Raw genomic sequence first — 22,221 nt, forward strand, 5'->3', positions numbered from 1 at the left:
GGTCTCCCGGTCTACGCCGCGATGTGGTGGGCCAGCGGCAGATGGGGGTCGCTCTCGCCCGGGGCCGGCTCGGGGTCGGCGTGCACCAGGGCCGCGGTCAGCCGCGGTACCGCGTGCAGGAGCGCGTGCTCGGCGTCCACGGCGATGCGGTGGGCCTCGCGCACCGTCGCACCGCCGTCCACCACGACCGCCACCTCGGCGCGCAGCCGGTGGCCGATCCAGCGCAGCCGCAGCTCACCCACCCCGCGCACCCCGGGCACCTCGGTCAGGGCCCGCTCGGCGCGGTCCACCAAGGCCGGGTCGACGGCGTCCATCACCCGGCGGAACACCTCCCTGGCCGCGTCCCGCAGCACCAGCGCGATCGCCGCGGTGATCGCCAGTCCGACGACGGGGTCGGCCAGGTGCCATCCCAGGGCCGAGCCTCCGGCGCCCAGCAGCACGGCCAGCGAGGTGAAGCCGTCGGTGCGGGCGTGCAGCCCGTCGGCGACCAGCGCGGCCGAGCCGATCGAGCGGCCGACACGGATGCGGTAGCGCGCCACCCACTCGTTGCCGGCGAAGCCGACGAGGGCGGCCACGGCGACCGCCGGGACGTGCTGGACCGGGCGCGGATCCAGCAGCCGGTCCACGGCCGTCCAGCCCGCGAAGACCGCGGACGCGGCGATCGTCAGCACGATCACGAGACCGGCCAGGTCCTCGGCCCGGCCGTAGCCGTAGGTGAAGCGGCGCGTGGCCGCGCGCCGGCCCAGCACGAAGGCGATCCCGAGCGGGACGGCGGTCAGCGCGTCCGCGGTGTTGTGCACCGTGTCGCCGAGCAGCGCCACCGACCCGGAGAGCACCACCACGACCGCCTGGGCCAGCGCCGTCACGCCGAGGACGGCGAGCGAGACCCAGAGGGCCCGCATCCCGCGGGCCGAGGACTCCAGGGCGGAGTCGACCTTGTCGGCCGTCTCGTGGGAGTGCGGGGCGAGGAGGTGGGCCACCCGGTGGCGCAGACCGTGCCGGTGGCCGTGGCCAGGCGGGTTCCCGTGGCCGTGCCCCCGGCCGGGCCGGTGCTCGTGGCCGGGCGAGTGGCCGTGGTCCTGCCGGTGGCCGTGCCCCGTCGAGTTCCCGTGATCGTGCCCGCGGGTGTGCTCATGAGGGTGGGCGTGCTCGTGCCGGTCGCTCACGTGGATCCCCTTCCGGTGCGCGCGAGAGTGGACGTACCCGGTGCGTGGGGCCATTATGTGCGTATGAGCGCACGCATGCACCTGTCATCTGCGCATGATGCGCATCCGCGCAGTCCCGGCGAGGAGCAGTTCGCGCTCGCCGCCGAACTGCTGGCCCTGCTGGGGGACCGGACCCGGCTCGCCCTTCTGCATGCGCTGGCCGGTGGAGAGGCCGACGTCACGACGCTGACGGAGGCGTGCGGGGCGGCCCGGCCGGCCGTCAGCCAGCACCTGGCGCGACTGCGCCTCGCGGGTCTGGTGGACACGCGCAAGGAGGGCCGCCGGGTGATCTACTCACTGCGCGACGGTCATCTGCGCAGGCTCGTCGACGAGGCGCTGAACGTGGCCGACCACCGGCTCAGCGACCGGCCCCCGCACGACTGAGCACGGCTCGCTCAGTAGCGCGCCGCCGTCCCGAGGTACTGCTCGGCGAAGGCGGCGGCCGCCGTGGGCGAGGTGAACAGACGGCGCAGCCGGGCGAGCGCGGTGCCCGCGCGGAACGGGTCGCCCGCCGCCGTGCCGTGGTACACCTCGGACAGCCACTGCGAGAACTCCTGGTAGTCCCACACGCGCCGCAGGCACGCCTGCGCGTAGCCGTCGAGGCCGCTGCCGTCGCCGGTGGTGAGCCGCGCGACCAGGGCGTCGCCGAGCAGGAAGGCGTCGTGCAGGGCGAGGTTCATGCCCTTGGCCGCGATCGGGGCGACCAGATGGGCCGCGTCGCCGGCGAGGAAGAGCCGGCCGTGCGCCATCGGTTCGACCACGTAGTCGTGCATGTCCAGCACGCGCTTCTCGATCAGCCGGCCCTCGGTCAGTGGCGGCACACCGGCCGCCCCGAGCCGTTCCCGCAGCTCCGACCAGACGCGCTCGTGCGGCCAGTTCTCCACGTCGTCGCCCGGCGGGCACTGGAGGTAGTAGCGGGTCACCTCCGGGCCGCGGGGCATCTGGCCGGCGAAGCCGCTCTCGTGGCAGCCGAACAGCACACAGTCGGTGGACGGGGGCGCCTCGGCGAGCAGGGCCAGCCAGCCGATGCCGTAGTCGTGCCGCGCGATCCGGACCCGCTCGGGCGGGAGCGAGGCCCGGCTCACGCCGCGCGCCCCGTCGCAGCCCGCGACGAAGTCGCAGTGCACGACCTGGCGTTCGCCCGTCTCGGGGCAGGTGTACGACACCGACGGCCGGTCGCTGTCGACGTCGTGGAGCCGGACGTCCCGGACGCCGAAGCGGATCGCGCCGCCCCGGGCGTCGGCGTACTCGCGCACCAGGTCCGTCACCAGCAACGGCTGCGGGTAGACGAAGTGGTGACTGCCCGTCAGTTCGCCGTACGGGAACCGGTACCGCTCCCCGTCGAAGCGGAACTCGCACGCGGTGTGCAGCTCCGCGCGGTCCAGCAGGTTCCGGGCGAGGCCCCGCTTCTCCAGGCCCCGCACGGCCCATTCCTCGATGACCCCGGCCCGGGGCCGCTGTTCGATGAACTCCCGGGTCTCGGTCTCCAGCACCAGGCAGTCCACGGACGCGGCCCGCAGGATGGTGCCGACGGTCAGGCCCGCGGGACCGGCGCCCACGACGACGACCGGAAAGCGTTGCGGGGCGCCGGAGTCGGCGGGCGGAAGGGGGTGGGTCATGCGCACATTATGGAGGCCGTTGTCAGTGGACGGGCACCTCCGCGACGGCCACCTCCTCGATGCTCCGCTCGATCTCCCCGGACACGGAGGCCGAGGCCCGGGCCCAGTAGTAGATCGCCAGCGAGAACACCGCGATGACCAGCATGTCCCACCACAGGGCGAGATGCCCCTGGCCACCGAAGCCGCCTTGCCAGGAGATGACGCCCATGCCCAGCAGATAGACCGGCAGCCACTGGGCGGCCTTCCAGCCGAGCCGGGGCGCGTCGGGCAGGCCCTTGCGCGTGGCGTACCAGGCGTAGCCGCCGAGCAGGACGTAACCGAGGACGATGGCCACGCCCAGCCGCCACAGGGTGTCCCAGGTGGACCAGTAGATGATGAGGTCAGCCACCACGAACGACAGCGGCGAGAGAACCTTCCCGCCGGGCAGGCGGTAGGGGCGCTCCCAGTGCGGCAGCCGGTCCGCGAAGACGCCGTAGGCCAGCGGGGCACCCGCGTACATCAGCACGCTCGCCGAGGTGATGAAGCTGACCAGTTGCTGCCAACTCGGGAACGGCAGGAAGCAGACCACGCCGGTCACGAAGGACACGATCAGCCCGAACCACGGAACGCCGCGCGCGTCGGTGCGGACGAAGGAGGCCTCGGGTGAGGAATCGGTCGTCCGACCGAGGAAGTCGAGTTGTGCAGCCTTGACCGGGCGCGGGTGTTTCCTGGCGAACGCTTCAGGGTTTCTGTACGCCGTGATGAGACAGCCGTGGGATCTCGATCGCCGGGCAGCGGTCCATCACCATCTCCAGGCCCGCCGCGCGGGTCCGGTCGTACGCCGCCTCGTCGACGACGTCGAGCTGGAACCAGACGCCCTTCGCGCCCGTGGCGACCGCCTCGTCCGCGACGGCCCCGGCGAGATCGCTGTTCACGAACACGTCGACGACGTCCACGTCGAAGGGGATGTCCGCCAGGCTCGCGTACCCCTGCTCCCCGTGCACCGTCTCCGCCTTCGGGTGCACCGGCACGACGCGCTTGCCGAAGCGCTGGAGCACGGCGGCGACGCCGTACGCCGCGCGCCGCTGGTTCGACGACAGGCCCACCACGGCCCAGGTGTCGCCGAGCTCGGTGAGGATCCTGCGGACCGTTGCCTCGTCGCCGTACACCGGCGGCCTCCTCGGAAGTCGGGGACGAACTGTTCCTCCTGCAACGGCGCCGGGTGCGCGGTGATTCCCCGGGCGGCCTCCGTGATAGCTTGCCGAGGCCAGTCGAACCCATGTACGTGGGTCAGGGAATCCGGTGCGAATCCGGAACTGACGCGCAGCGGTGAGGGGGACGGGCGGGGCCTCGGCCACTGGACTCCCTCGCGGACGTCCGGGAAGGCGCCCCGATCCGGGTGAACCCGAGTCCGAAGACCTGCTGGCGGCCCCCGCGGCCGCGTGCGGCGGGGGAGCACCGTACGACCGGGCTCCGCGAATGGGCCCTCGACGCCTGAGGACTGGTTCCCGTGCCCCTCGCCCCACCCGCCCGCGCCGCCGCCCTGCTCGCGGCCGGCTCCCTGCTCCTGACCGGCTGCGGCGGCGCAGCGTCCCCCGACGCCAAGGCCGCCGTCACCCTCACCAACTGCGGGCACGAGGTCCGCGTCGCCGCCCCGCCGCAGCACGCGGTGTCCCTCAACCAGGGCACCACCGAGATCCTGCTCTCCCTGGGCCTGGCCGACCGCCTCGCGGGCACGGCCACCTGGACCGACCCCGTGATGAAGGGGCTGGAGAAGGCCGACGCGAAGGTGCCGCGCCTCGCCGACAACAACCCCTCCTTCGAACGCGTCCTGGACACCGAACCCGACTTCGTCGCCGCGTCCTTCGTCTCCACCCTCGGCAAGGGCGGCGTCGCCACCCGCGAGCAGTTCGAGAAGCTCGGCGTCCCCACCTACGTCTCCCCGTCCGACTGCGTCGGCAAGGACAACTCGGGCGGCGGCGACGGTGCCCGCGACAAGGCCCTGGGTGTCGACACCGTCTACGGCGAAGTCCGGGACCTCGCGACCGTGTTCGGGGTGAAGAAGCGCGGCGACGCCCTCGTGGCCTCACTCCGGCAGCGCATGCAGAAGGCCACGGCCGGCATCGACGCCTCCGACGTCACCCTCCTCTACTGGTTCGCGAACTCCGAGTCGCCCTACCTGGCGGGCTGTTGCGGGGCGCCCGGCATCATCACCCGGGCCCTCGGCGCGAAGAACGTCTTCGACGACACGCACCAGGAGTGGCCGCAGGTCAACTGGGAGACGGTCGCCGACCGTGACCCCGACGTCCTCGTCATCGGCGACCTGACCCGCAAGTCCCAGACCGCCGAGTCCGCCGCGAGGAAGATCGCCTTCCTGGAGTCCAACCCCGTCACCAGGAACATGGACGCCGTCCGGCACAAGCGGTACGTGCTGCTCAGCGGGCAGGCCATGAACCCGACCATCCGCACCGTCGAGGGTGTGGAGCAGGTGGCCGCCGGGCTGCGCCGGTTCGGGCTGGTGAAGTGACCGCCCAGGGGCTGCCGGTTGCCGGGACCAGGCCCCGGCGCCGGGCAGGACTCGTGCTGGGCGCGGCCGGGACCGTCGCGCTCGTCGCCTCCCTCGCCGTGGCCATCACCATCGGTCCCGCCGACATCCGCGTCGGCGACGTGTGGTCCGTCGTGGCCGCCCATCTCGGCCTCGGCCGTTCGGAGCTGACGCCGATCCGGGACGGGATCGTCTGGCAGCTGCGGCTGCCGCGCACCCTGCTCGCGGCCGTGTGCGGGGCGGGACTCGCCGTGTGCGGTGCGGTGATGCAGTCGCTGCTGCGCAACCCGCTGGCCGACCCCTTCGTGCTCGGGGTGTCCTCGGGCGCCTCCACCGGAGCGGTCCTCGTGGTCGTGCTGGGCGTGGGTGGCGGCGCCCTGCCGGTGTCCGCGGGCGCGTTCCTCGGCGCCCTGCTGTCGTTCGCGCTGGTGCTGCTGCTCAGCCACACCCTCGGCGGCACCACCGACCGGGTCGTCCTCGCGGGCGTCGCCGCCATGCAGCTCTTCTCCGCCCTCACCTCCTTCGTCGTGATGACCTCCGCCGACGCCGAGACGACCCGAGGCGTGCTGTTCTGGCTCCTCGGCTCGCTCGGCGGCGCCGGCTGGACCGACGTGTGGCTGTGCCTGGCCGTGCTGGTCGTGGCCCTGGTGGTCTGCCTGTCCTACGCCCGTACCCTCGACGCCTTCGCCTTCGGGCAGGACGCGGCGGCCGCGCTCGGGGTGTCCCTCGCCCGGACCCGCCTGGTGCTGCTGTGCGTCACGGCCCTGCTCACGGCCGCGCTGGTCAGCTCGGCCGGGGCGATCGGCTTCGTCGGACTGGTCCTGCCGCACGCCGCCCGGGCCCTGACGGGCCCCGGGCACGCGCGGCTGCTGCCGGTCACCGCCCTCGCGGGTGCGGTGTTCCTCGTGTGGGTGGACACCCTGGCCCGGACCGTCCTCGATCCGCAGGAGGTCCCGGTGGGGGTCGTGACGTCGCTGATCGGGGTGCCCGCGTTCGTGGCGGTGCTGTACCGGACGAGGAGGGCGCGATGAGCGGGGCGGAGACATCGGCGGAGGCGGAGGGCGCGGTGAGCGGCGCGGGGGCATCGGTGGCGGAGGGCGCGGTGAGCGGGGCGGAGGCACGGGTGGGGGCGGGGCTGCGGGCCGAGCGGGTCAGCCGCCGCGCCGACGGGCGCCTCATCCTGGACGGCGTCGCCCTCGCGCCGGAGACCGGCTCCACGGTCGGCGTCCTCGGACCCAACGGCTCCGGCAAGTCCACGCTGCTGCGGTTGCTGGCCGGGCTGCTCACGCCGACCTCCGGAATGGTCACCCTCGACGGCACACCGCTGGGCGACCTGCCCCGCCGAACGGTCGCCCGCCGCCTCGCCGTGGTCGAGCAACAGTCCGACACCCAGGTCGCGTTGACGGTCGAGGACGTCGTACGGCTGGGCCGCGTCCCGCACCGCCGCGCCTGGACACCCGCCTCCGCGGACGACGAACGGGCGGTGCGTGCCGCCCTGGAGCGCACCGGCCTCGACGGCCGGGCCCGGCAGCTCTGGCACACCCTCTCGGGCGGTGAACGCCAGCGGGTGCAGATCGCCCGCGCGCTCGCCCAGGAGCCCCGCGAACTCCTCCTCGACGAGCCCACCAACCACCTCGACATCCACCACCAGCTCGACCTCCTCACCCTGATCACGGGTCTGCCGGTCACCACCGTCGTCGCCCTGCACGACCTCAACCTCGCGGCGATGTACTGCGATCGGGTCGTCGTGCTGTCCGCGGGGCGGGTCGTGGCCGTGGGCACTCCGGGCGACGTCCTCACGGCGGAGCTCGTCGCCGACGTGTACGGGGTGCGGGCCGCCGTCAGCCGCGAAGGGCCCAAGGGGCGGCCCCATGTGCGGTTCCTGGGCACGCTGGCCTGACAGGAGCGGCCGGGCACGCCATGGGCGTGGCGATCACGCCACGGCGGCCGGAAAACGCCGAACCTGCCTGCGTGTGCCCGCCCACCCGCCTACGCTCACCTCGTGCTGCGCATCATCGACGCCCGAACCCGTGAGCCGGTCGACGCCGCCCCGGCCCGCCGGGGCCTGACCCGTGTCGAGGTGCACGCACCCGGCTCCGACACGACGAACCTGCGAGTGCTGCTCGTCGGGGACCTGCTGGTACGGACCCTGGAGCTCGGCGGCACCCCGGTGTGGGCGCTGCTGACCGGCGGTCGCCGGCAGGCGGAGCTGCGCGCGGACGCCGCGACGCTCGGCATCCGCCCCTTCGAGGACAGTCCCGACGTCGGTGCCGGTCTGGGCGAGTCCCAGGTCGTCCACGTGACCACCGAGGACGGGGCGACACCCGACGGGGTGCGGATCGCCGTCGCGCCCGCGGAGCCGGGCCCGCCGCACCCCTCCGACCCCGCCGTCCTGCGCCTCGCCCTGATCAGCCGGCACCACGGCACCCCCGTCAGGCTGGAGGCGGCCGGGTTCGACGACGCCCGCGCCACCCTCGCCCGCTGGCGCGGCGCGGTCGCCCGCTGGGCGCGGCAGCCCTCGCGGCCGGTCCCCGACGACGTACGGGACCGGCTGCGTGACGCCTGGGACGACGACCTGGACGTGCCGCGGGTGCTGGACGTCCTGCGTCAGGTCGAGACCGAGCCGGAACTGGCGGACGGTGCCCGCTTCGAGACCTACGCCTACGCCGACCGGCTCCTCGGCCTCGACCTCACCCGCGACCTGGGATCCCCGTCATGATCGAACGCTCCGGGGCGGGCCCGCTGCGCCGCCTGATCGTGCTGCGGCACGCCAAGTCCGCCTGGCCCCTGGACGTCGTCGACCACGAACGCCCCCTCGCCCCGCGCGGCCGCCGGGACGCCCCCGCGGCCGGGCGGGCCCTGGCCGACGCCGACCTCCTGCCGGACCTGGCGCTGTGCTCCACCGCCGTCCGCGCCCGGCGGACCTGGGACCTCGCCGCCGCCGAGTGGGGAACGCCTCCGCCGGTCCGGCACGACCGGCGGCTGTACGCCGCCGGACCCTCCGGCCTGCTGGCCGTGGTGCACGAGGTGCCCGCCGCGGTGGAGACGCTGCTGCTGATCGGGCACAACCCGGGCCTGGAGGAACTGGTCCTGGCCCTCGCCGGTGACGGCCTCGACGACACCCTGGAGCAGGTCCGCACGAAGTTCCCCACGTCGGCGATCGCCGTCCTGTCCTGGCGCGGCACGGCCTGGCGGGACCTCGCCCCCGGCACCGCGCTGCTCACGTCCGTGACCGTGCCCCGGGGCGCCAAGAGGTAGCCCCGGGCCCGCGCATAGGCTGGCCGGATGCCCGACGAATACCGCACGGTCGCCGGCGCCGGCGTGCACGAGACCGAGGTCAACCGCTCACGCTTCCTGTGCGCCCTCGCCCCGGCGGCCACCGAGCAGGAGGCCCAGGACTTCATCGCCGCGGTCCGCAAGGAGCACGCCGACGCCTCCCACAACTGCTGGGCCTACGTCATCGGCGCCGACGCCTCCGTCCAGAAGGCGAGCGACGACGGCGAACCCGGCGGCACCGCCGGCGTCCCCATGCTCCAGATGCTGCTGCGCCGCGACATGCGGTACGTCGTCGCCGTCGTCACCCGCTACTTCGGCGGGGTCAAACTCGGCGCCGGCGGGCTCATCCGGGCGTACGGCGGAGCGGTCGGCGAGGCCCTGGACACCCTCGGCACCCGCACCCGCCGCAGGTACCGGCTGGCCACGGTCACCGTCGACCACCAGCGGGCCGGCAAGCTCGAGAACGACCTGCGCACCGGCGGGCGCGACGTCCGGGACGTGCGCTACGGGGAGGCCGTCACCCTCGAGATCGCCCTCCCGGACGCCGACGTGCCCGCCTTCCGTTCCTGGCTCGCCGACGCCACCGCCGGCACGGCCGGCTTCGAGGCGGGCGGGGAGGCGTACGGGGACGCGTGACGGCGGCTCCGCCTCGCACACGGCGGTGCGGCACGGGCCGGGTCCGGTCGCCCGCCGAGGTCAGCGGGGCCCGGCTCCGGTCCGGCCGCCCTCGGCCCCCTCCCCGTCCGCACCCGCCGGGACGCGGCCCAGCCGGAACGCGAGCAGCGCCGTGCCGACGGCGAGGGCCGCGAGGACGTACGCGGTGCGGTCGAAGGCCGCCGCGAAGTCGGCCAGGTCCGTGTCCGGACCCGGCGACTGGGGATTGGTACCCAGGAAGCCGCGGTACAGGGCCCCGATGACGGCTACCCCGAAGGCCATCCCCGCCTGGGTGACGGTGTTGAGCACACCGGACCCGGCGCCCGCGTCGTCCGGGTGGACCCGGGTGAGAACGGTGTCCACCAGGGGCGCGACGACCAGGCCCTGCCCCAGTCCGGACACGCCCATCACGGCGGCGAGCGCGACCGCCTGGTCCGTGCCGTCGAGGCCGGTGACGGCGGGCACGGCGACGAGACCGGCCGCCATGACCAGGCCGCCCGCCACCGACACCCCGATACCGAACCGGGCGGCGAGCCTGCGGCACGCGGCCGAGGCGACGATGAACCCGAGGCCGAGCGGCACGAAGACCAGGCTCGCGGCCAGCGGGGTCTGCCTCAGGCCCGACTGGAGGTGATAGGTGAGCACCAGGAACAGCCCGGCGTTGCCCGAGAAGAACATCAGCACCGTGCCCATGCTGAGCGGGAACCCCTTGGCCCGCAGCAGCCGGGCCGGCAGCAGCGGGTCGTTTCCGGCGGCCTCCGTCCGGCGCTCCCAACGCAGGAACGCCAGGGTACCGACGGCGCCGAGGACGAAGCACGGATACGTCCACCCGGGCCAGCCGTGCTCACCGCCGAGGATCAGCGGGATCAGGACGAGGGGCAGCAGCACGGCGGTGAAGGCCGCCCCGGCGATGTCCAGGCGCGGCCGGTCCGCGCTGCGGCTCTCGCTGACGGCGGGCATGGCCGCGCACAGGATCGCCGCGCCGATCGGCACGTTGATCAGGAAGATCATGCGCCAGCCCAGACCCGCCACGTCCAGGTCCAGCAGCAGGCCGCCGCCCACGAGGCCGGCGATGACGCCCGCGCCGATGGAGGCGCCGTAGGCACCGACGGCCCGGGCGCGGTCGCGCTCGTGCACGAAGACGGCCCGGATGAGGGAGAGCACCTGGGGTGTCATCACCGCGGCCGACAGGCCCTGCAGCACCCGCGCCGCGATGAGCGTGCCCGGGCCGGGCGCGAGCGCGCACAGCAGGGACGTCAGGGTGAAGGCGGCCACGCCGTACTGGAAGGTGCGCTTGCGGCCGATCCGGTCGCCCAGACGGCCGCCGGTTACCATGCCCGCTGCGTAAGCGATCACGTACCCGTCGATCACGAACTGGAGCTGGCCGAACCCGGCGTTCAGGTCCGCCTGGATCCCCGGAGCGGCGACGTTCACGATGAACATGTCGATCTGGCTCATGAACATCGCCAGCAGGACCACGGTGAGTCCCGCCCAGTCCCGTCCGGTGGCTCGAGGAGGGCCGGTGGTGGTGGAGGCCCCGGCCGTGGCCTTCGGACTCGCTTTCCGTGTCACAGTGCGCATATCACCACTCGTCGTCGCATACGTTTAGCACTAAATTCAGATCTAAATGTAGCAGGTGGAAGGGAATCCCCATGAGGACGCCGGAACGAAGCGATCGCCGGCCGGCCGCCGCGGGCCCGACAGGAGACGACCCCGCGGACGCCATCGCGGCCGCGTGGAGCCGCGAGCGCCCCCAGACCCCGGTGGACTCCATCGGCGTGGTCACGAGGATCTGGCAGCTCGCCAAGCACTTCGGCGACGATCGCCGACGGGTCCTGGCCGAGGCGGGGGTCGACCCGGCCACCCTGGACCTGCTGAGCGTGCTGCGCCGCAGCGGGCCTCCCTACACGATGAGCACCCGGGACCTCGCCGGGCACTCCCTGGTCACCGCGGGTGCCATCTCGCAGCGGGTCGCACGAGCCGAACGCGAGCACCTGGTCACCCGCCGCCCGGCCCCCGGCCGCAGCCGCGCGGTGCTGGTGGAACTGACCACGGCCGGGCACGAGTTGGTCGAGCGCACGGTGGACCGGGTGCTCGCGCGCGAGGCCGAGCTCCTCGAAGGCCTGGGCGCGGAGCGGCAGGAGGCGCTCGCCGAACTGCTGCGCGAGCTGCTCGGCGACGTGCAGGAACAGCTCAACGTGCGGGGCGTGTCCCACGTGGGGCACGCGGGCCTCGACCACCCGGAGCAGCGCTGATCCATTCGCTCCGGCCGTCACGGGCCCGACGGCCCTCGTGCCCCTGGGGCGCCGCCGGGAGCGGCTCAGTAGCCGTGGGCGCTCGGCGCGTCCTGTCCGCCGTCCACGGGGATGTTCGCCCCGTTGACCGCCCGGTCCGAGAGCAGGAAGGCGATCACCTCGGCGACACCCCGCGGATCGACCAGGCGGCCGCCGGGGAACTCCTGCTCGAACCGGCGGTAGGCCTCCGGGTCCTCGTCCCGCAGCCTCGCCCAGCCCTTGCCCTCGATCAGCATGGAGCCGGGCGAGACGCAGTTGAACCGGACGCCCCGGGGGCCGAGCTCGCGGGCCAGGGAGGCGGCCAAGTGGATCTGCGCGGCCTTGGCCGCCGCGTACGGGGCCGGCGGTGCGGGCTTCCAGCCGGAAATGGAGGAGACCAGTACGGCACTGCCCCGGTCTCGGCAGCGGTCCGGCGGCCTCGCGCAGGGCGATCGCCGGACGGGTGACGTTCAGGCGGCACGTCCGGTAGCACGTACTCGACCAGCCGGTGGTCGCAGAAGGGCACCCCACTTCGCCCCCGCCGCGGAGGTGCCGTGCCTGTGGGTCACCTACCGGGCCGTCGGTGCCCTTGAGGCTGGAGGTGCGGGCAACACGCCCTGGGGCCTCAAGACCCCCGGCGGCGACCCCAAGGGTCTGCTCGAGCGGGCCACCCGCGACATCGTCCCCCGCTCCGTGCTGGAGCGCCGCAAGAGCCCCTACCCGGCCACCGCCGACCAGCTCTACGAGAAGAACCTGCGCGCCCGGCCCCAGACGCGGCTCGCCGACCGGCCCTCGCCCGCCTTCGACGTCGTCGACGCCCGCGAACTCGCCCGGCTGCTCGAACACCCCCAGGGCCACTTCGACACGCAGCTGCGCCGCAACGGACTGGAGACCGCTCTCTATCTCGACCGGTGGATGCGGGAGTACGGCATCGCGCCGGAATGACCTGCTGCAGAGCACAGTTGCGGACATTTCCTCTGAATTGCCGCCGGAGAGGCGTGGCGCTCCGGGGTTCGTGGTGGAGCAGGTGCCCCCACGCGTTAGCGTGGTGGGTCTGACGGCGAGCCGGACCGGCTCGCGGCGGCCGAAGCGGACAGCAGGGGGAGACATGCAGGCCGGAGCGGCGTCTTGAGGCTGCTGCACACCTCCGACTGGCATCTCGGCCGGGCCTTCCACCGGGTGAACATGCTCGGCGCCCAGGCCGAGTTCATCGGCCACCTCGTCACCACCGTGCGGGAGCGCGCCGTGGACGCGGTGGTCGTGTCGGGAGACGTCTACGACCGCGCCGTGCCGCCGCTCGCCGCGGTCGAGCTGTTCGACGACGCCCTGCACCGCCTCGCCGCTCTCGGCGTGCCCACGGTGATGATCTCCGGGAACCACGACTCGGCCCGTCGGCTCGGCGTCGGAGCCGGGCTGATCGGGCGGGCCGGCATCCACCTGCGGACCGAGCCGTCGGCGTCCGGCACCCCGGTGGTGCTCGCCGACGGCGACGGCGACGTCGCCTTCTACGGGCTGCCGTATCTCGAACCGGCCCTGGTGAAGGACGAGTTCGGAGTGGAGAAGGCCGGGCACGAGGCCGTGCTCGCCGCCGCCATGGACCGGGTCCGCGCCGACCTCGCCGCCCGCGCGCCCGGCACCCGCTCCGTCGTCCTCGCCCACGCCTTCGTCACCGGCGGCGAACCCAGCGACAGCGAGCGGGACATCACCGTCGGCGGCGTCGCCGCGGTGCCGGCCGGGGTGTTCGACGGCGTCGACTACGTGGCGCTCGGGCACCTGCACGGCTGCCAGACCCTCACCGACCGCGTCCGCTACTCCGGCTCCCCGCTGCCCTACTCCTTCTCCGAGGCCGCCCACCGCAAGAGCATGTGGCTGGTCGACCTGGCCGCGGACGGCTCCGTCGACGCCGAGCGCGTCGACTGCCCGGTGCCCCGCCCCCTGGCCCGGATCCGGGGCACCTTGGAGGACCTGCTCGCCGACCCGGACCTGGCACGGCACGAGGAGGCGTGGGTCGAGGCGACGCTGACCGACCCCCTCCGCCCGGCCGACCCGATGGCCCGGCTCACCGAGCGCTTCCCGCATACCCTCAGCCTCGTCTTCGACCCCGCCCGCGACGACGCCGAGCCCGAGGTGTCGTACGCCCGGCGCCTCGCCGGCCGCAGCGACCAGCAGATCGCCGAGGACTTCGTTGCCCATGTGCGCGGCGCCGGGCCCGACCCGCACGAACAGGGCGTGCTGCGGGACGCGTTCGACGCGGTGCGGGCCGACGAGACCGTACGGGAGGTGGCCCGGTGAGGCTGCACCGGCTCACCCTCACCGCCTTCGGCCCCTTCGGAGGCACCCAGACCGTCGACTTCGACGACCTGTCGACGGCCGGGCTGTTCCTGCTGCACGGCCCCACCGGCGCGGGCAAGACATCCGTCCTCGACGCCGTCTGCTACGCCCTCTACGGCTCGGTGCCGGGCGCCCGGCAGGGCGGCGCACAGGGCACGGCCCTGCGCAGCGACCACGCCGCATCCGCGACCCGCACCGAGGTCACCCTCGACCTCACCGTCGCCGGACGCCGCCTGGAGGTCACCCGCCAGCCGCCCTGGGAGCGCCCCAAGAAGCGCGGCACCGGCACCACACTGGACAAGGCCCAGACATGGCTGCGCGAGTACGACGCGCCGGCCGGGACCTGGAAGGACCTCAGCCGCTCCCACCAGGAGATCGGCGAGGAGATCACCCAGCTGCTCGGCATGAGCCGGGAGCAGTTCTGCCAGGTCGTGCTGCTGCCGCAGGGCGACTTCGCCCGGTTCCTGCGCGCTGACGCCGAGGCCCGCGGCAAACTGCTGGGCCGCCTGTTCGACACCCGCCGCTTCGCCGACGTCGAGAAGCGCCTCGCCGAGCGGCGCCGCACCACCGAGACCCAGGTGCGGGACGGGGACGCGGAGCTGCTGGCCGACGCCCACCGCATGCAGCAGGCCGCGGGCGACGCCATGGAGCTGCCCGAGCTGGCCCCGGGCGAACCGGGACTCGCCGACGCCGTACTGAACGCGGCCGCCGTCGCCCGCAGCACCGCCCGCGAGCAGCTCACCGTCGCCGCCTGCACGCTCACCGCCGCCGAGTCCGCGCAGGCCGCCGCCGGCCGCGCCCTGGACGACGTACGCGAACTCGCCCGGCTCCAGCGGCGGTTCGCGGAGGCCAGGGAGCGGGCGGCGCGCCTGGAGCAGGGAGCCGAGGCCTACCGGGAGGCCCTGGCGCTCATGGAGCGGGCCCGCAAGGCCGAAGCGGTCGCGCCCGCCCTGGACCTGCGCGAGACCTCCGAAGCCGAACACCGCCGGGCGGCCGCCGCCGAGGCACGCGCGCGTGCCCTGCTCCCGGACACCTTCGCCGACGCGGGCGCGGCCGGGCTGGCCGCCGCCGCACGCCGGGCCGCCGAGGAACTGGGCGGGCTCGACTCGGCCCGCCGGGCCGAGCGGCGCCTGGCCGAACTCCTCGACGAGCGCGCCGGCCTGGACCGCCAGGACCGCGCCGACGCGGACCTCCTGCACGAGGCGGAGGCCTGGCTCGACGGCTGGGAGGAGACGCGCACCGCACTCCAGACCCGGGTCGACACCGCGCAGCAGGCGGCCGCCCTCGCCGAGCAGCTCGCCGAGCGGCGCGAGCCCGCACAGCAGCGGCTCCGGGCGGCCCGGATGCGCGACCAGCTCGCCCAGGACACGGACCGGGCGGTCGACCGGGTCCGCACCGCGCAGGACGACACGCTCCGGGCCAAGCAGCACTGGCTGGACCTCAAGGAGCAGCGCCTGAACGGCATCGCCGCCGAACTGGCCGCACACCTCACCGACGGCGCACCCTGCGCCGTCTGCGGCGCCACCGAACACCCCGACCCCGCCCGCAAGGTCGCCGGGCACGTCGACCGCGAGGCGGAGGAGCACGCCCTCACGGCCTACCAGCGCGCCGACGAGCAGCGCGCCGAGGACGAACGGCGACTCGCCGTCGTACGGGAGGCCCTCGCCGCGGCCACCGCGGAGGCCGGTGACAGCCCCACCGAACAACTCGCCCGTGAAGCAGCGGAGTTGGAGGAGCGGTACGCGCAGGCCCGCAGTGCCGCGGCCGAGCTGCACGCCGCGCAGGAACGGCTGCGGCAGGCCGGGCAAGAGCACGAACGGCGCCTCGCCGCCCGGCAGGAGACCGCCGTCCGGACCGCCTCCCGGGTCGGTCACCGGGAGCGACTGGACCGCGAACGGGCCTCCCTGGAAACGGAGCTGGACCGGGCGCGCGGCTCCCTGGACAGCGTCGCCGCGCGGGCCGCACAGCTCGAGCGGCGCACCGCGCTCCTCACGGACGCCGCCGACACCGCCCGCGTCGCCGAGGACACCGCCCAGCGGCTCAAGGACGCCGACGCCCGGCTCGCCGACGCCGCCTTCCGCGCCGGCTTCGAGACCCCGCAGGCCGCGGCCGCCGCCCTCCTCGACAACGCCGCCCACCGCGAACTGCAACGCCGTCTGGACGCCTGGCAGCACGAGGACGCCGCCGTACGGGCCGTCCTCGCCGAGGCCGACACGGCCGCGGCGGCCCGCGAGCCGCACGCCGACCTGGAATCGGCCCAGCAGGCCGCCGACGAGGCGGCCCGGAGGCTGCGCGACGCCGCCTCCGCCCATGACGCCGCCGGCCGGCGCTGCGCCGAACTCGACCGGCTCTCCGCCCGGGCGACCGCCTCCGTGCGCCGGCTGGCGCCGCTTCGCGAGGAGTACGACCGCGTCGCCCGCATGGCCGGCCTCGCCGCGGGCACCTCGGCGGACAACGAACGCCGCATGCGCCTGGAGTCCTACGTCCTGGCGGCCCGGCTGGAGCAGGTCGCCGCCGCCGCGACCGTCCGGCTGCGCCGCATGTCCTCCGGCCGCTACACCCTCGTCCACTCCGACGACCGCACCGGACGCGGCCGCAGCGGGCTCGGACTGCATGTCGTCGACGCCTGGACCGGCCGCGAACGCGACACCGCGACCCTGTCCGGCGGCGAGACGTTCTTCGCCTCGCTCGCCCTGGCCCTAGGCCTCGCGGACGTCGTCACGGACGAGGCGGGCGGGGTGCGGCTGGACACCCTCTTCATCGACGAGGGCTTCGGCAGCCTCGACGACCAGACCCTCGACGAGGTCCTCGACGTCCTCGACTCCCTGCGCGAACGCGACCGGAGCGTCGGCATCGTCAGCCACGTCGCCGACCTGCGGCGGCGGATCCACGCCCAGCTCGAAGTGCTCAAGGGCCGGTCCGGCTCGACACTGCGCCAGCGCGGCACCGGCTGACGTCAGCGCCCCAGGGGACGCCCGGGGAGGGGCGAGGAGTACACCACGCTCGTGGTCACCGAGCCCAGCGCCCCGATCTTCCCCGACACCTCCTCCAGGTGGCGCATCGAGCGGGCCGTGACCTTGATGACGAAGCAGTCGTCCCCCGTGACGTGGTGCGCCTCCAGGATCTCGGGCGTGACGGCGACCAGGTCGTGGAAGGGCTTGTAGTTGCCGTTCGGATACCTCAGGCGCACGAACGCCAGGATGGGCAGGCCCAGCCGCTCCGGGTCCACCACCGCCGCGTAGCCCCGGATGACCCCGGCCTCCTCCATGCGGCGCACCCGGTCGGTGACCGCGCTCGCGGACATGGAGACGGCGCGGGCCAGCTCGGCGAAACTGGCCCGGCCCTCCCGCTGGAGGACGTCCAGAATGCGCCAGTCGGTGGCGTCCGGGGAATACTCGGTCATGCCCGAGGGATAGCAGGGGAATCCCCGGCGGATCAAGCAGAGCGCCGGGGATCGTCACTTCAGGGACGGCACCGGCGGCCGTAGTTTTGCCGCATGACCACCACCGTGAACCCCGTCCTGCGCGTCGCCCCCGCCGCTCCGGCCGAGGCCGCCGCCCACTTCCGCGCGGGTCTCGCCTTCCACACCGACGTGTCCGACGTCGCCGCCGCACTCGCCGCCGGCGGCGACCCCGGCTTCGTCCTCGTCGACTCCCGCTCCACCGAGGCGTGGGACCAGGGCCACATCCCCGGCGCGCTCCACCTGCCGACCGCGCTCGTCCCCGAGCAGGCCGAGCGGCTCCTCGACCGGTCGGTGCCGGTCGTCACGTACTGCTGGGGTCCCGGCTGCAACGGCGCCGCCCGGGCCGCCCTGGCCCTCGCCGAACTCGGCTACGGGGTCAAGGAGATGCTCGGCGGTTTCGAGTACTGGGTGCGCGAGGGCTTGGCCTTCGAGACCTGGCAGGGGCGCGAGCGCAGGGCCCCGGACCCCCTGACGGCGCCCGTGGACACCGGCGACTGCGGCTGCTGAACCCCCGATCCTTTGCCGCGAGTTGACCCTGTAGGTTCTTGCGCCATGGTGCGATACGCGGAGCCGGGCGCAGTGGAATGGGTGGAGTCGGGCGGCGGACCGCTGATAGCGGTGCCGGAGACCGTCCTGCCGTTCTGGGCGGGTGCCGACGGCGAGGAGACGGCCTCGGACTACGACCGGGCCTGCGAGGTGGACGGCCACGTCGGCCTCCTCCCGGTCGGCGACTCCACCGCCCTGGTCCTGGGCGACGAGCCCGCCTCGACCGCCTACCTGCCCGACCGGGGCATGTTCGTCCGGTGGTGCGCCGGCGACTCCGAGCACGAACTGCTGGCGAGCGTCCCGCCGGCGACCGCCACGGCGGAGTGGGGACCGGAGACGACCTGGAAGGTGCCCGGGCCCGTCCGCCTCTTCGACGCGGCCTGGCCCGGGACGGGCCTCGCGGACACCGACCAGGTCCGGGTGGCCCTGGAACCCGGCAGATACGCGGTCCGCGCGGCGAGGGTCCAGCCGGGCCCGGAGGCCTGGCTGGACCTGATCGAGCTGCGCCTCCTGACGCCGCGGTAGCGACGCCCTGCGGACGCGCCAGCATCATGACGCCGCGGTAGCGACGCCCTGCGGACGCGCCAGCATCATGACGCCGCGGTGGCGACGCCCTGCGGACGCGCCTGCATCATGACGCCGCGGTGGCGACGCCCTGCGGACGCGCCTGCATCATGACGCCGTCGTTGCGACGCCCCGCGGATGCGCCTGCCTCTTGGCGCCGCGGTAGCGACGCCCCGCGGACGCGTCTGGCTCCGCGAGAGCGGCGCCCCGCAGCCGCGCCTACAGCTACGACACGCCTACAGCTGCGACAGTTCGTCAACCAGGTCGTCCAGACCCAGCGACCCCTGGGACAGCGCGGCCATGTGCCAGGCCTTCGGGTCGAAGGCGTCGCCGTGGCGGGCGCGGGCGTTCTCGCGGCCCAGCAGCCAGGCCCGCTCGCCCAGCTTGTAGCCGATGGCCTGGCCCGGCATGGACAGGTAGCGGGTCAGCTCGCTCTCCACGAAGTCCGCGGGCCGGCTGCTGTGCGAGCCGAAGAACTCCTGCGCCAGCTCGGCCGTCCAGCGCTCGCCGGGGTGGAAGGGCGAGTCGTCCGGGATCGTCAGCTCCAGGTGCATGCCGATGTCGATGATGACGCGCACCGCGCGCATCATCTGGGCGTCCAGGTAGCCGAGCCGGCGCTCCGGGTCGGTCAGGAAGCCCAGTTCGTCCATCAGCCGCTCCGCGTACAGCGCCCAGCCCTCGGCGTTGGCGCTCACCATGCCGACGCTCGCCTGGTAGCGGGAGAGGTTCTGCGCCACGTGCTTCCACTGGGCCAGCTGGAGGTGATGGCCGGGCACGCCCTCGTGGTACCAGGTCGACACCAGGTCGTAGACCGGGAAGCGCGTCTCGCCCATGGTGGGCAGCCAGGTGCAGCCCGGCCGGGAGAAGTCGTCCGACGGCGGCGTGTAGTAGGGGGCCGCGGCACTGCCCGGAGGGGCGATGCGCGACTCCACCCGGCGCACCCGCTCGGCCAGGTCGAAGTGGGTGCCGTCGAGCGCGTCCATCGCCTCGTCCATGAGGCTCTGCAGCCAGTCGCGGACCTCGTCGACGCCCTCGATGTGCGTGCCCTGCGCGTCGAGGTGGGCCAGCGCCTCCCACGGCGTGCCGGCGCCCGGCAGGATCTTCTCCGCCTCGCTCTTCATCTCGCCGAGCAGCCGGTGGTACTCGGACCAGCCGTAGGCGTACGCCTCGTCCAGGTCGAGGTCCGTGCCGTTGAAGTAGCGCACCCAGCGCGCGTACCGCTCCCGGCCCACCACGTCCGGCGCGCCCTCGATCGTCGGCGCGTACACGTCCCGCATCCAGTCGCGCAGCCGCACGACCGCCTCGGTGGCCGAGCGGGCGGCGGCGTCCAGCTCGGACCGCAGGGCCTCGGGGCCGGCCGCCGCGTACTGCTCGAACCAGCCGTGACCCTCGCCGTCCGCGTCGGCCCACTCACCGAGCTGCGTCACGAAGGTGGCGGTGGCGCGGGGGCCGGCGTACAGCTTCCGCTCCAGGCCGAGCGCCAGGGACTCCCGATAGCCCTCCAGCGCGGCCGGGACACCGCGCAGCCGCTCGGCGATCGCCGCCCAGTCCTCCTCCGCCTGCGCGGGCGTCACGGTGAACACCTGCCGCACCGCGTGCGCGATGGAGCTCAGGTTGCTGACGGAACGAAGGCTCTCGTCGGCCTCGTGGACCGCCAGTTCGGCGCCCAGCCGCTCGCGCAGCAGCCGTGCGCACCGGCGCTCGATGTCACTGTCCGCGCCGGGCAGCCGCTCGGCCTCGTCCAGCCGGGCCAGCGTCCGCCGCGCCAGCTCCGCGAGCGCCTCCTGCCCGGCGGGCGAGGTGTCGGGCAGCCTGCTCGAACTCTCCTTGTCGCCGAGGAACGTGCCGGTGATCGGGTCGAGGGCGACGAGCTCGTCGACGTACGCGTCGGCGACCTCTCGGGGCAGCGGGCTCTTGATCTCAGACATGCCGCCATCCTCGTACGACGGACCGCGCACGTCACGCCGATTGAGCCGAGGGCGAAGGCGGCAGCAGCGGCCCGCACTCCCACTGCTGGAAGATCAGCCGGGTCTCCACCCGTGCCACCTCCCGCTGCGACGTGAACTCGTCCAGCACCAGCCGCTGCAGGTCGGCCATGTCGGCGACCGCGACATGGACCAGATAGTCGTCGGGACCGGTCAGGTGGAAGACCGTCCGCGACTCCGGCAGGACCCGGATCCGCTCCACGAACGGTCCCACCAGCTCCCGGCGGTGCGGCCTGACCTGCACTGACAGCAGGGCCTCCAGTCCCCGTCCGAGCTTGGCCGGATCCAGCTCCAGCCGGTGCCCGAGGATGACGCCCGACCGGCGCAGCCGCGTGACCCGGTCCAGACACGTCGACGGCGCCACTCCGACCTGCGCGGCGAGATCCCGGTAGGTCGCCCGGGCGTCGTTCTGCAACAGCCGCAACAGATGGAGATCCACCGGATCGAGTACGACAGATTCAGCCATCGGCCGAACGTAGCACGGGAGCCGTACCCGGCAGCCCGGCCGATGTTCACCCTTGCGCACCATGGACATGGACACAACGAGCACGCGCGCCCACGACGACATACGCACCGCACCGCGAGCCCTCGCCACCGAGGCCGTGCACGCCGGGCGGGACGACCTCGCCCGGCAGGGTCTGCACGCCCCGCCCATCGACCTGTCCACCACCTACCCGTCGTACGACAGCCGCGGCGAGGCGGCCCGGATCGACGCGTTCGCCACCACCGGCGCGGAGCCGGACGGCCCGCCCGTCTACGGACGGCTGGGCAACCCGACCGTCGCCCGCTTCGAGACCGCCCTGGCCCGCCTGGAGGGCACCGAGGCGGCAGTGGCGTTCGCGAGCGGCATGGCCGCGCTCAGCGCCGTCCTGCTCGTCCGCGGCTCCATGGGCCTGCGGCACGTCGTCGCCGTACGCCCCCTGTACGGCTGCAGCGACCATCTGCTCACCGCCGGGCTGCTGGGCTCGGAGGTGACCTGGACCGACCCGGCCGGTGTCGCCGACGCCCTGCGCCCGGACACCGGACTCGTCCTGGTCGAGTCCCCGGCCAACCCCACGCTCGCCGAGGTCGACCTGCGGGCCGTCGCGCACGCCTGCGGCTCGGTGCCGCTGCTCGTCGACAACACCTTCGCCACGCCGGTCCTCCAGCGCCCCGCCGAGCACGGGGCCCGGCTGATCCTGCACAGCGCCACCAAGTACCTCGGCGGACACGGCGACGTCCTCGCGGGCGTGGTCGCCTGTGACGAGGAGTTCGCGGGCCGGCTGCGGCAGGTGCGCTTCGCCACGGGCGGCGTGCTGCACCCGCTGGCCGGCTACCTGCTGCTGCGCGGCCTGTCCACCCTCCCCGTCCGGGTCCGGGCGGCCTCCGCCACGGCGGCCGAACTCGTCCGCCGCCTCGCCGCCGACCCGCGCGTCGCCCGCGTCCACTACCCGCGCATCGGCGGCGCGATGGTCGCCTTCGAGGTGTACGGCGACCCGCACGAGGTGATCGGCGCGGTTCGCCTGATCACCCCGGCGGTGAGCCTCGGCAGCGTGGACACCCTCATCCAGCACCCGGCCTCCATCAGCCACCGCATCGTCGACGCGGACGACCGCAGGGGAGCCGGCGTGAGCGACCGGCTCCTGCGCATGTCGGTGGGGCTGGAGGACGTGGAGGACCTCTGGTCGGATCTGGACGCAGCCCTGGGACGACGCCCCGAAAGGGCGCGGGGCTGTGCTGATGTGCGGCTCCGCCGCGTGGGCGCGAGCAACCACGAAGCACCCGCACTCGCCGACTGACGC

Annotated in this window: 22 protein-coding genes, 1 pseudogene and 1 riboswitch; of the genes and pseudogenes, 14 read left to right on the forward strand and 9 right to left on the reverse strand. The window is 74.2% G+C overall.

The annotated features are described in order from the left end of the window. Nucleotides 1-11: 11 nt before the first annotated feature. On the reverse strand, nt 12-1,166 hold the full coding sequence (locus IE153_RS35245; RefSeq protein ID WP_189593773.1) for a cation diffusion facilitator family transporter: 1,155 nt from the start codon (nt 1,164-1,166) through the stop codon (nt 12-14). 63 nt (nt 1,167-1,229) lie between these two features. Here IE153_RS35245 and IE153_RS35250 point away from each other — a divergent pair, with 63 nt between their 5' ends. Further along, nucleotides 1,230-1,589, forward strand: a complete 360-nt coding sequence (locus IE153_RS35250) for an ArsR/SmtB family transcription factor (RefSeq protein ID WP_189593774.1) — start codon at nt 1,230-1,232, stop codon at nt 1,587-1,589. A gap of 11 nt (nt 1,590-1,600) precedes the next feature. Here IE153_RS35250 and IE153_RS35255 read toward each other — a convergent pair whose 3' ends face one another. The 3 genes and pseudogenes from IE153_RS35255 to IE153_RS35265 all read right to left on the reverse strand — a co-directional run bounded on the left by IE153_RS35255 (nt 1,601) and on the right by IE153_RS35265 (nt 3,972). Then, a complete protein-coding gene (locus tag IE153_RS35255) occupies nt 1,601-2,824 on the reverse strand; it encodes a 4-hydroxybenzoate 3-monooxygenase (RefSeq protein ID WP_189593775.1) in 1,224 nt (407 codons plus the stop codon). 22 nt (nt 2,825-2,846) lie between these two features. Beyond that, a pseudogene (locus IE153_RS35260) lies at nt 2,847-3,455 on the reverse strand (APC family permease); the annotation flags it as partial. A gap of 88 nt (nt 3,456-3,543) precedes the next feature. After that, on the reverse strand, nt 3,544-3,972 hold the full coding sequence (locus IE153_RS35265) for a CoA-binding protein (RefSeq protein ID WP_189593776.1): 429 nt from the start codon (nt 3,970-3,972) through the stop codon (nt 3,544-3,546). Nucleotides 3,973-4,069: 97 nt separating this feature from the next. After that, nucleotides 4,070-4,230, forward strand: a riboswitch (cobalamin riboswitch). Nucleotides 4,231-4,313: 83 nt separating this feature from the next. Between IE153_RS35265 and IE153_RS35270 the strand changes: the two genes are divergently transcribed. From IE153_RS35270 to IE153_RS35295, 6 genes are all read left to right on the forward strand, one after another. Further along, nucleotides 4,314-5,330 carry an ABC transporter substrate-binding protein gene (locus IE153_RS35270; protein ID WP_189593777.1) on the forward strand — a complete coding sequence of 339 codons (1,017 nt, stop codon included), beginning with the start codon at nt 4,314-4,316 and terminating at the stop codon, nt 5,328-5,330. Continuing rightward, nucleotides 5,327-6,379: a FecCD family ABC transporter permease gene (locus IE153_RS35275; RefSeq protein ID WP_435811868.1), complete on the forward strand. Its 1,053-nt coding sequence runs from the start codon at nt 5,327-5,329 to the stop codon at nt 6,377-6,379. Before IE153_RS35270 ends, IE153_RS35275 begins: the two co-directional genes overlap by 4 nt. Then, nucleotides 6,376-7,248 (forward strand): ABC transporter ATP-binding protein, encoded by an 873-nt coding sequence (locus IE153_RS35280; protein WP_229829325.1) that lies wholly within the window; start codon nt 6,376-6,378, stop codon nt 7,246-7,248. The genes IE153_RS35275 and IE153_RS35280 overlap by 4 nt, the downstream gene beginning before the upstream one ends. Before the next feature lie 102 nt (nt 7,249-7,350). Beyond that, nucleotides 7,351-8,067, forward strand: coding sequence for a hypothetical protein (locus tag IE153_RS35285; protein WP_189593778.1), 717 nt, complete (start codon nt 7,351-7,353; stop codon nt 8,065-8,067). Beyond that, on the forward strand, nt 8,064-8,606 hold the full coding sequence (locus tag IE153_RS35290) for a SixA phosphatase family protein (RefSeq protein WP_189593779.1): 543 nt from the start codon (nt 8,064-8,066) through the stop codon (nt 8,604-8,606). The genes IE153_RS35285 and IE153_RS35290 overlap by 4 nt, the downstream gene beginning before the upstream one ends. A gap of 27 nt (nt 8,607-8,633) precedes the next feature. Further along, nucleotides 8,634-9,260, forward strand: coding sequence for a YigZ family protein (locus tag IE153_RS35295; protein ID WP_031111701.1), 627 nt, complete (start codon nt 8,634-8,636; stop codon nt 9,258-9,260). A gap of 60 nt (nt 9,261-9,320) precedes the next feature. On the opposite strand, the gene IE153_RS35300 is transcribed toward IE153_RS35295, so the two are convergent. Next, nucleotides 9,321-10,859: an MFS transporter gene (locus tag IE153_RS35300; protein WP_229829326.1), complete on the reverse strand. Its 1,539-nt coding sequence runs from the start codon at nt 10,857-10,859 to the stop codon at nt 9,321-9,323. Between the two features lie 71 nt (nt 10,860-10,930). Between IE153_RS35300 and IE153_RS35305 the strand changes: the two genes are divergently transcribed. Further along, nucleotides 10,931-11,533: a MarR family winged helix-turn-helix transcriptional regulator gene (locus IE153_RS35305; protein WP_189593780.1), complete on the forward strand. Its 603-nt coding sequence runs from the start codon at nt 10,931-10,933 to the stop codon at nt 11,531-11,533. A 65-nt stretch (nt 11,534-11,598) separates the two neighbouring features. Here the strand turns inward: IE153_RS35305 and IE153_RS35310 are convergent, their stop codons facing one another. Continuing rightward, the gene (locus tag IE153_RS35310) at nt 11,599-11,952 is read right to left on the reverse strand and encodes an SDR family oxidoreductase (RefSeq protein ID WP_308432231.1); all 354 of its coding nucleotides are present in this window, start codon (nt 11,950-11,952) and stop codon (nt 11,599-11,601) included. 148 nt (nt 11,953-12,100) lie between these two features. Between IE153_RS35310 and IE153_RS35315 the strand changes: the two genes are divergently transcribed. From IE153_RS35315 to IE153_RS35325, 3 genes are all read left to right on the forward strand, one after another. Further along, entirely contained in the window at nt 12,101-12,496 is a 396-nt protein-coding gene (locus IE153_RS35315; protein ID WP_229829327.1) for an asparagine synthase-related protein, read from the forward strand. Between the two features lie 183 nt (nt 12,497-12,679). After that, complete coding sequence (locus IE153_RS35320) at nt 12,680-13,843, forward strand: exonuclease SbcCD subunit D (RefSeq protein ID WP_189593781.1); 1,164 nt, start codon at nt 12,680-12,682, stop codon at nt 13,841-13,843. Further along, nucleotides 13,840-16,836 (forward strand): AAA family ATPase, encoded by a 2,997-nt coding sequence (locus IE153_RS35325; protein ID WP_189593782.1) that lies wholly within the window; start codon nt 13,840-13,842, stop codon nt 16,834-16,836. The genes IE153_RS35320 and IE153_RS35325 overlap by 4 nt, the downstream gene beginning before the upstream one ends. A 2-nt stretch (nt 16,837-16,838) precedes the next feature. On the opposite strand, the gene IE153_RS35330 is transcribed toward IE153_RS35325, so the two are convergent. Beyond that, entirely contained in the window at nt 16,839-17,285 is a 447-nt protein-coding gene (locus tag IE153_RS35330; protein WP_142165198.1) for an Lrp/AsnC family transcriptional regulator, read from the reverse strand. A 93-nt stretch (nt 17,286-17,378) separates the two neighbouring features. On the opposite strand from IE153_RS35330, the gene IE153_RS35335 reads away from it, so the two are divergent. Continuing rightward, on the forward strand, nt 17,379-17,852 hold the full coding sequence (locus IE153_RS35335) for a rhodanese-like domain-containing protein (RefSeq protein ID WP_189593783.1): 474 nt from the start codon (nt 17,379-17,381) through the stop codon (nt 17,850-17,852). Nucleotides 17,853-17,897: 45 nt separating this feature from the next. Beyond that, nucleotides 17,898-18,416 carry an immunity 21 family protein gene (locus IE153_RS35340; RefSeq protein WP_189593784.1) on the forward strand — a complete coding sequence of 173 codons (519 nt, stop codon included), beginning with the start codon at nt 17,898-17,900 and terminating at the stop codon, nt 18,414-18,416. Between the two features lie 275 nt (nt 18,417-18,691). On the opposite strand, the gene IE153_RS35345 is transcribed toward IE153_RS35340, so the two are convergent. Both IE153_RS35345 and IE153_RS35350 read right to left on the reverse strand, forming a co-directional pair. After that, complete coding sequence (locus tag IE153_RS35345; protein ID WP_189593785.1) at nt 18,692-20,383, reverse strand: DUF885 domain-containing protein; 1,692 nt, start codon at nt 20,381-20,383, stop codon at nt 18,692-18,694. 31 nt (nt 20,384-20,414) lie between these two features. Then, on the reverse strand, nt 20,415-20,906 hold the full coding sequence (locus tag IE153_RS35350; protein WP_030835643.1) for an Lrp/AsnC family transcriptional regulator: 492 nt from the start codon (nt 20,904-20,906) through the stop codon (nt 20,415-20,417). Nucleotides 20,907-20,973: 67 nt separating this feature from the next. Between IE153_RS35350 and IE153_RS35355 the strand changes: the two genes are divergently transcribed. Next, on the forward strand, nt 20,974-22,218 hold the full coding sequence (locus tag IE153_RS35355) for a trans-sulfuration enzyme family protein (RefSeq protein WP_189593829.1): 1,245 nt from the start codon (nt 20,974-20,976) through the stop codon (nt 22,216-22,218). The last annotated feature ends 3 nt before the right edge of the window (nt 22,219-22,221 follow it).

Origin of the sequence: Streptomyces massasporeus (genome assembly GCF_014648995.1) — a bacterium.
Taxonomy (GTDB): Bacteria; Actinomycetota; Actinomycetes; order Streptomycetales; family Streptomycetaceae; genus Streptomyces; species Streptomyces massasporeus.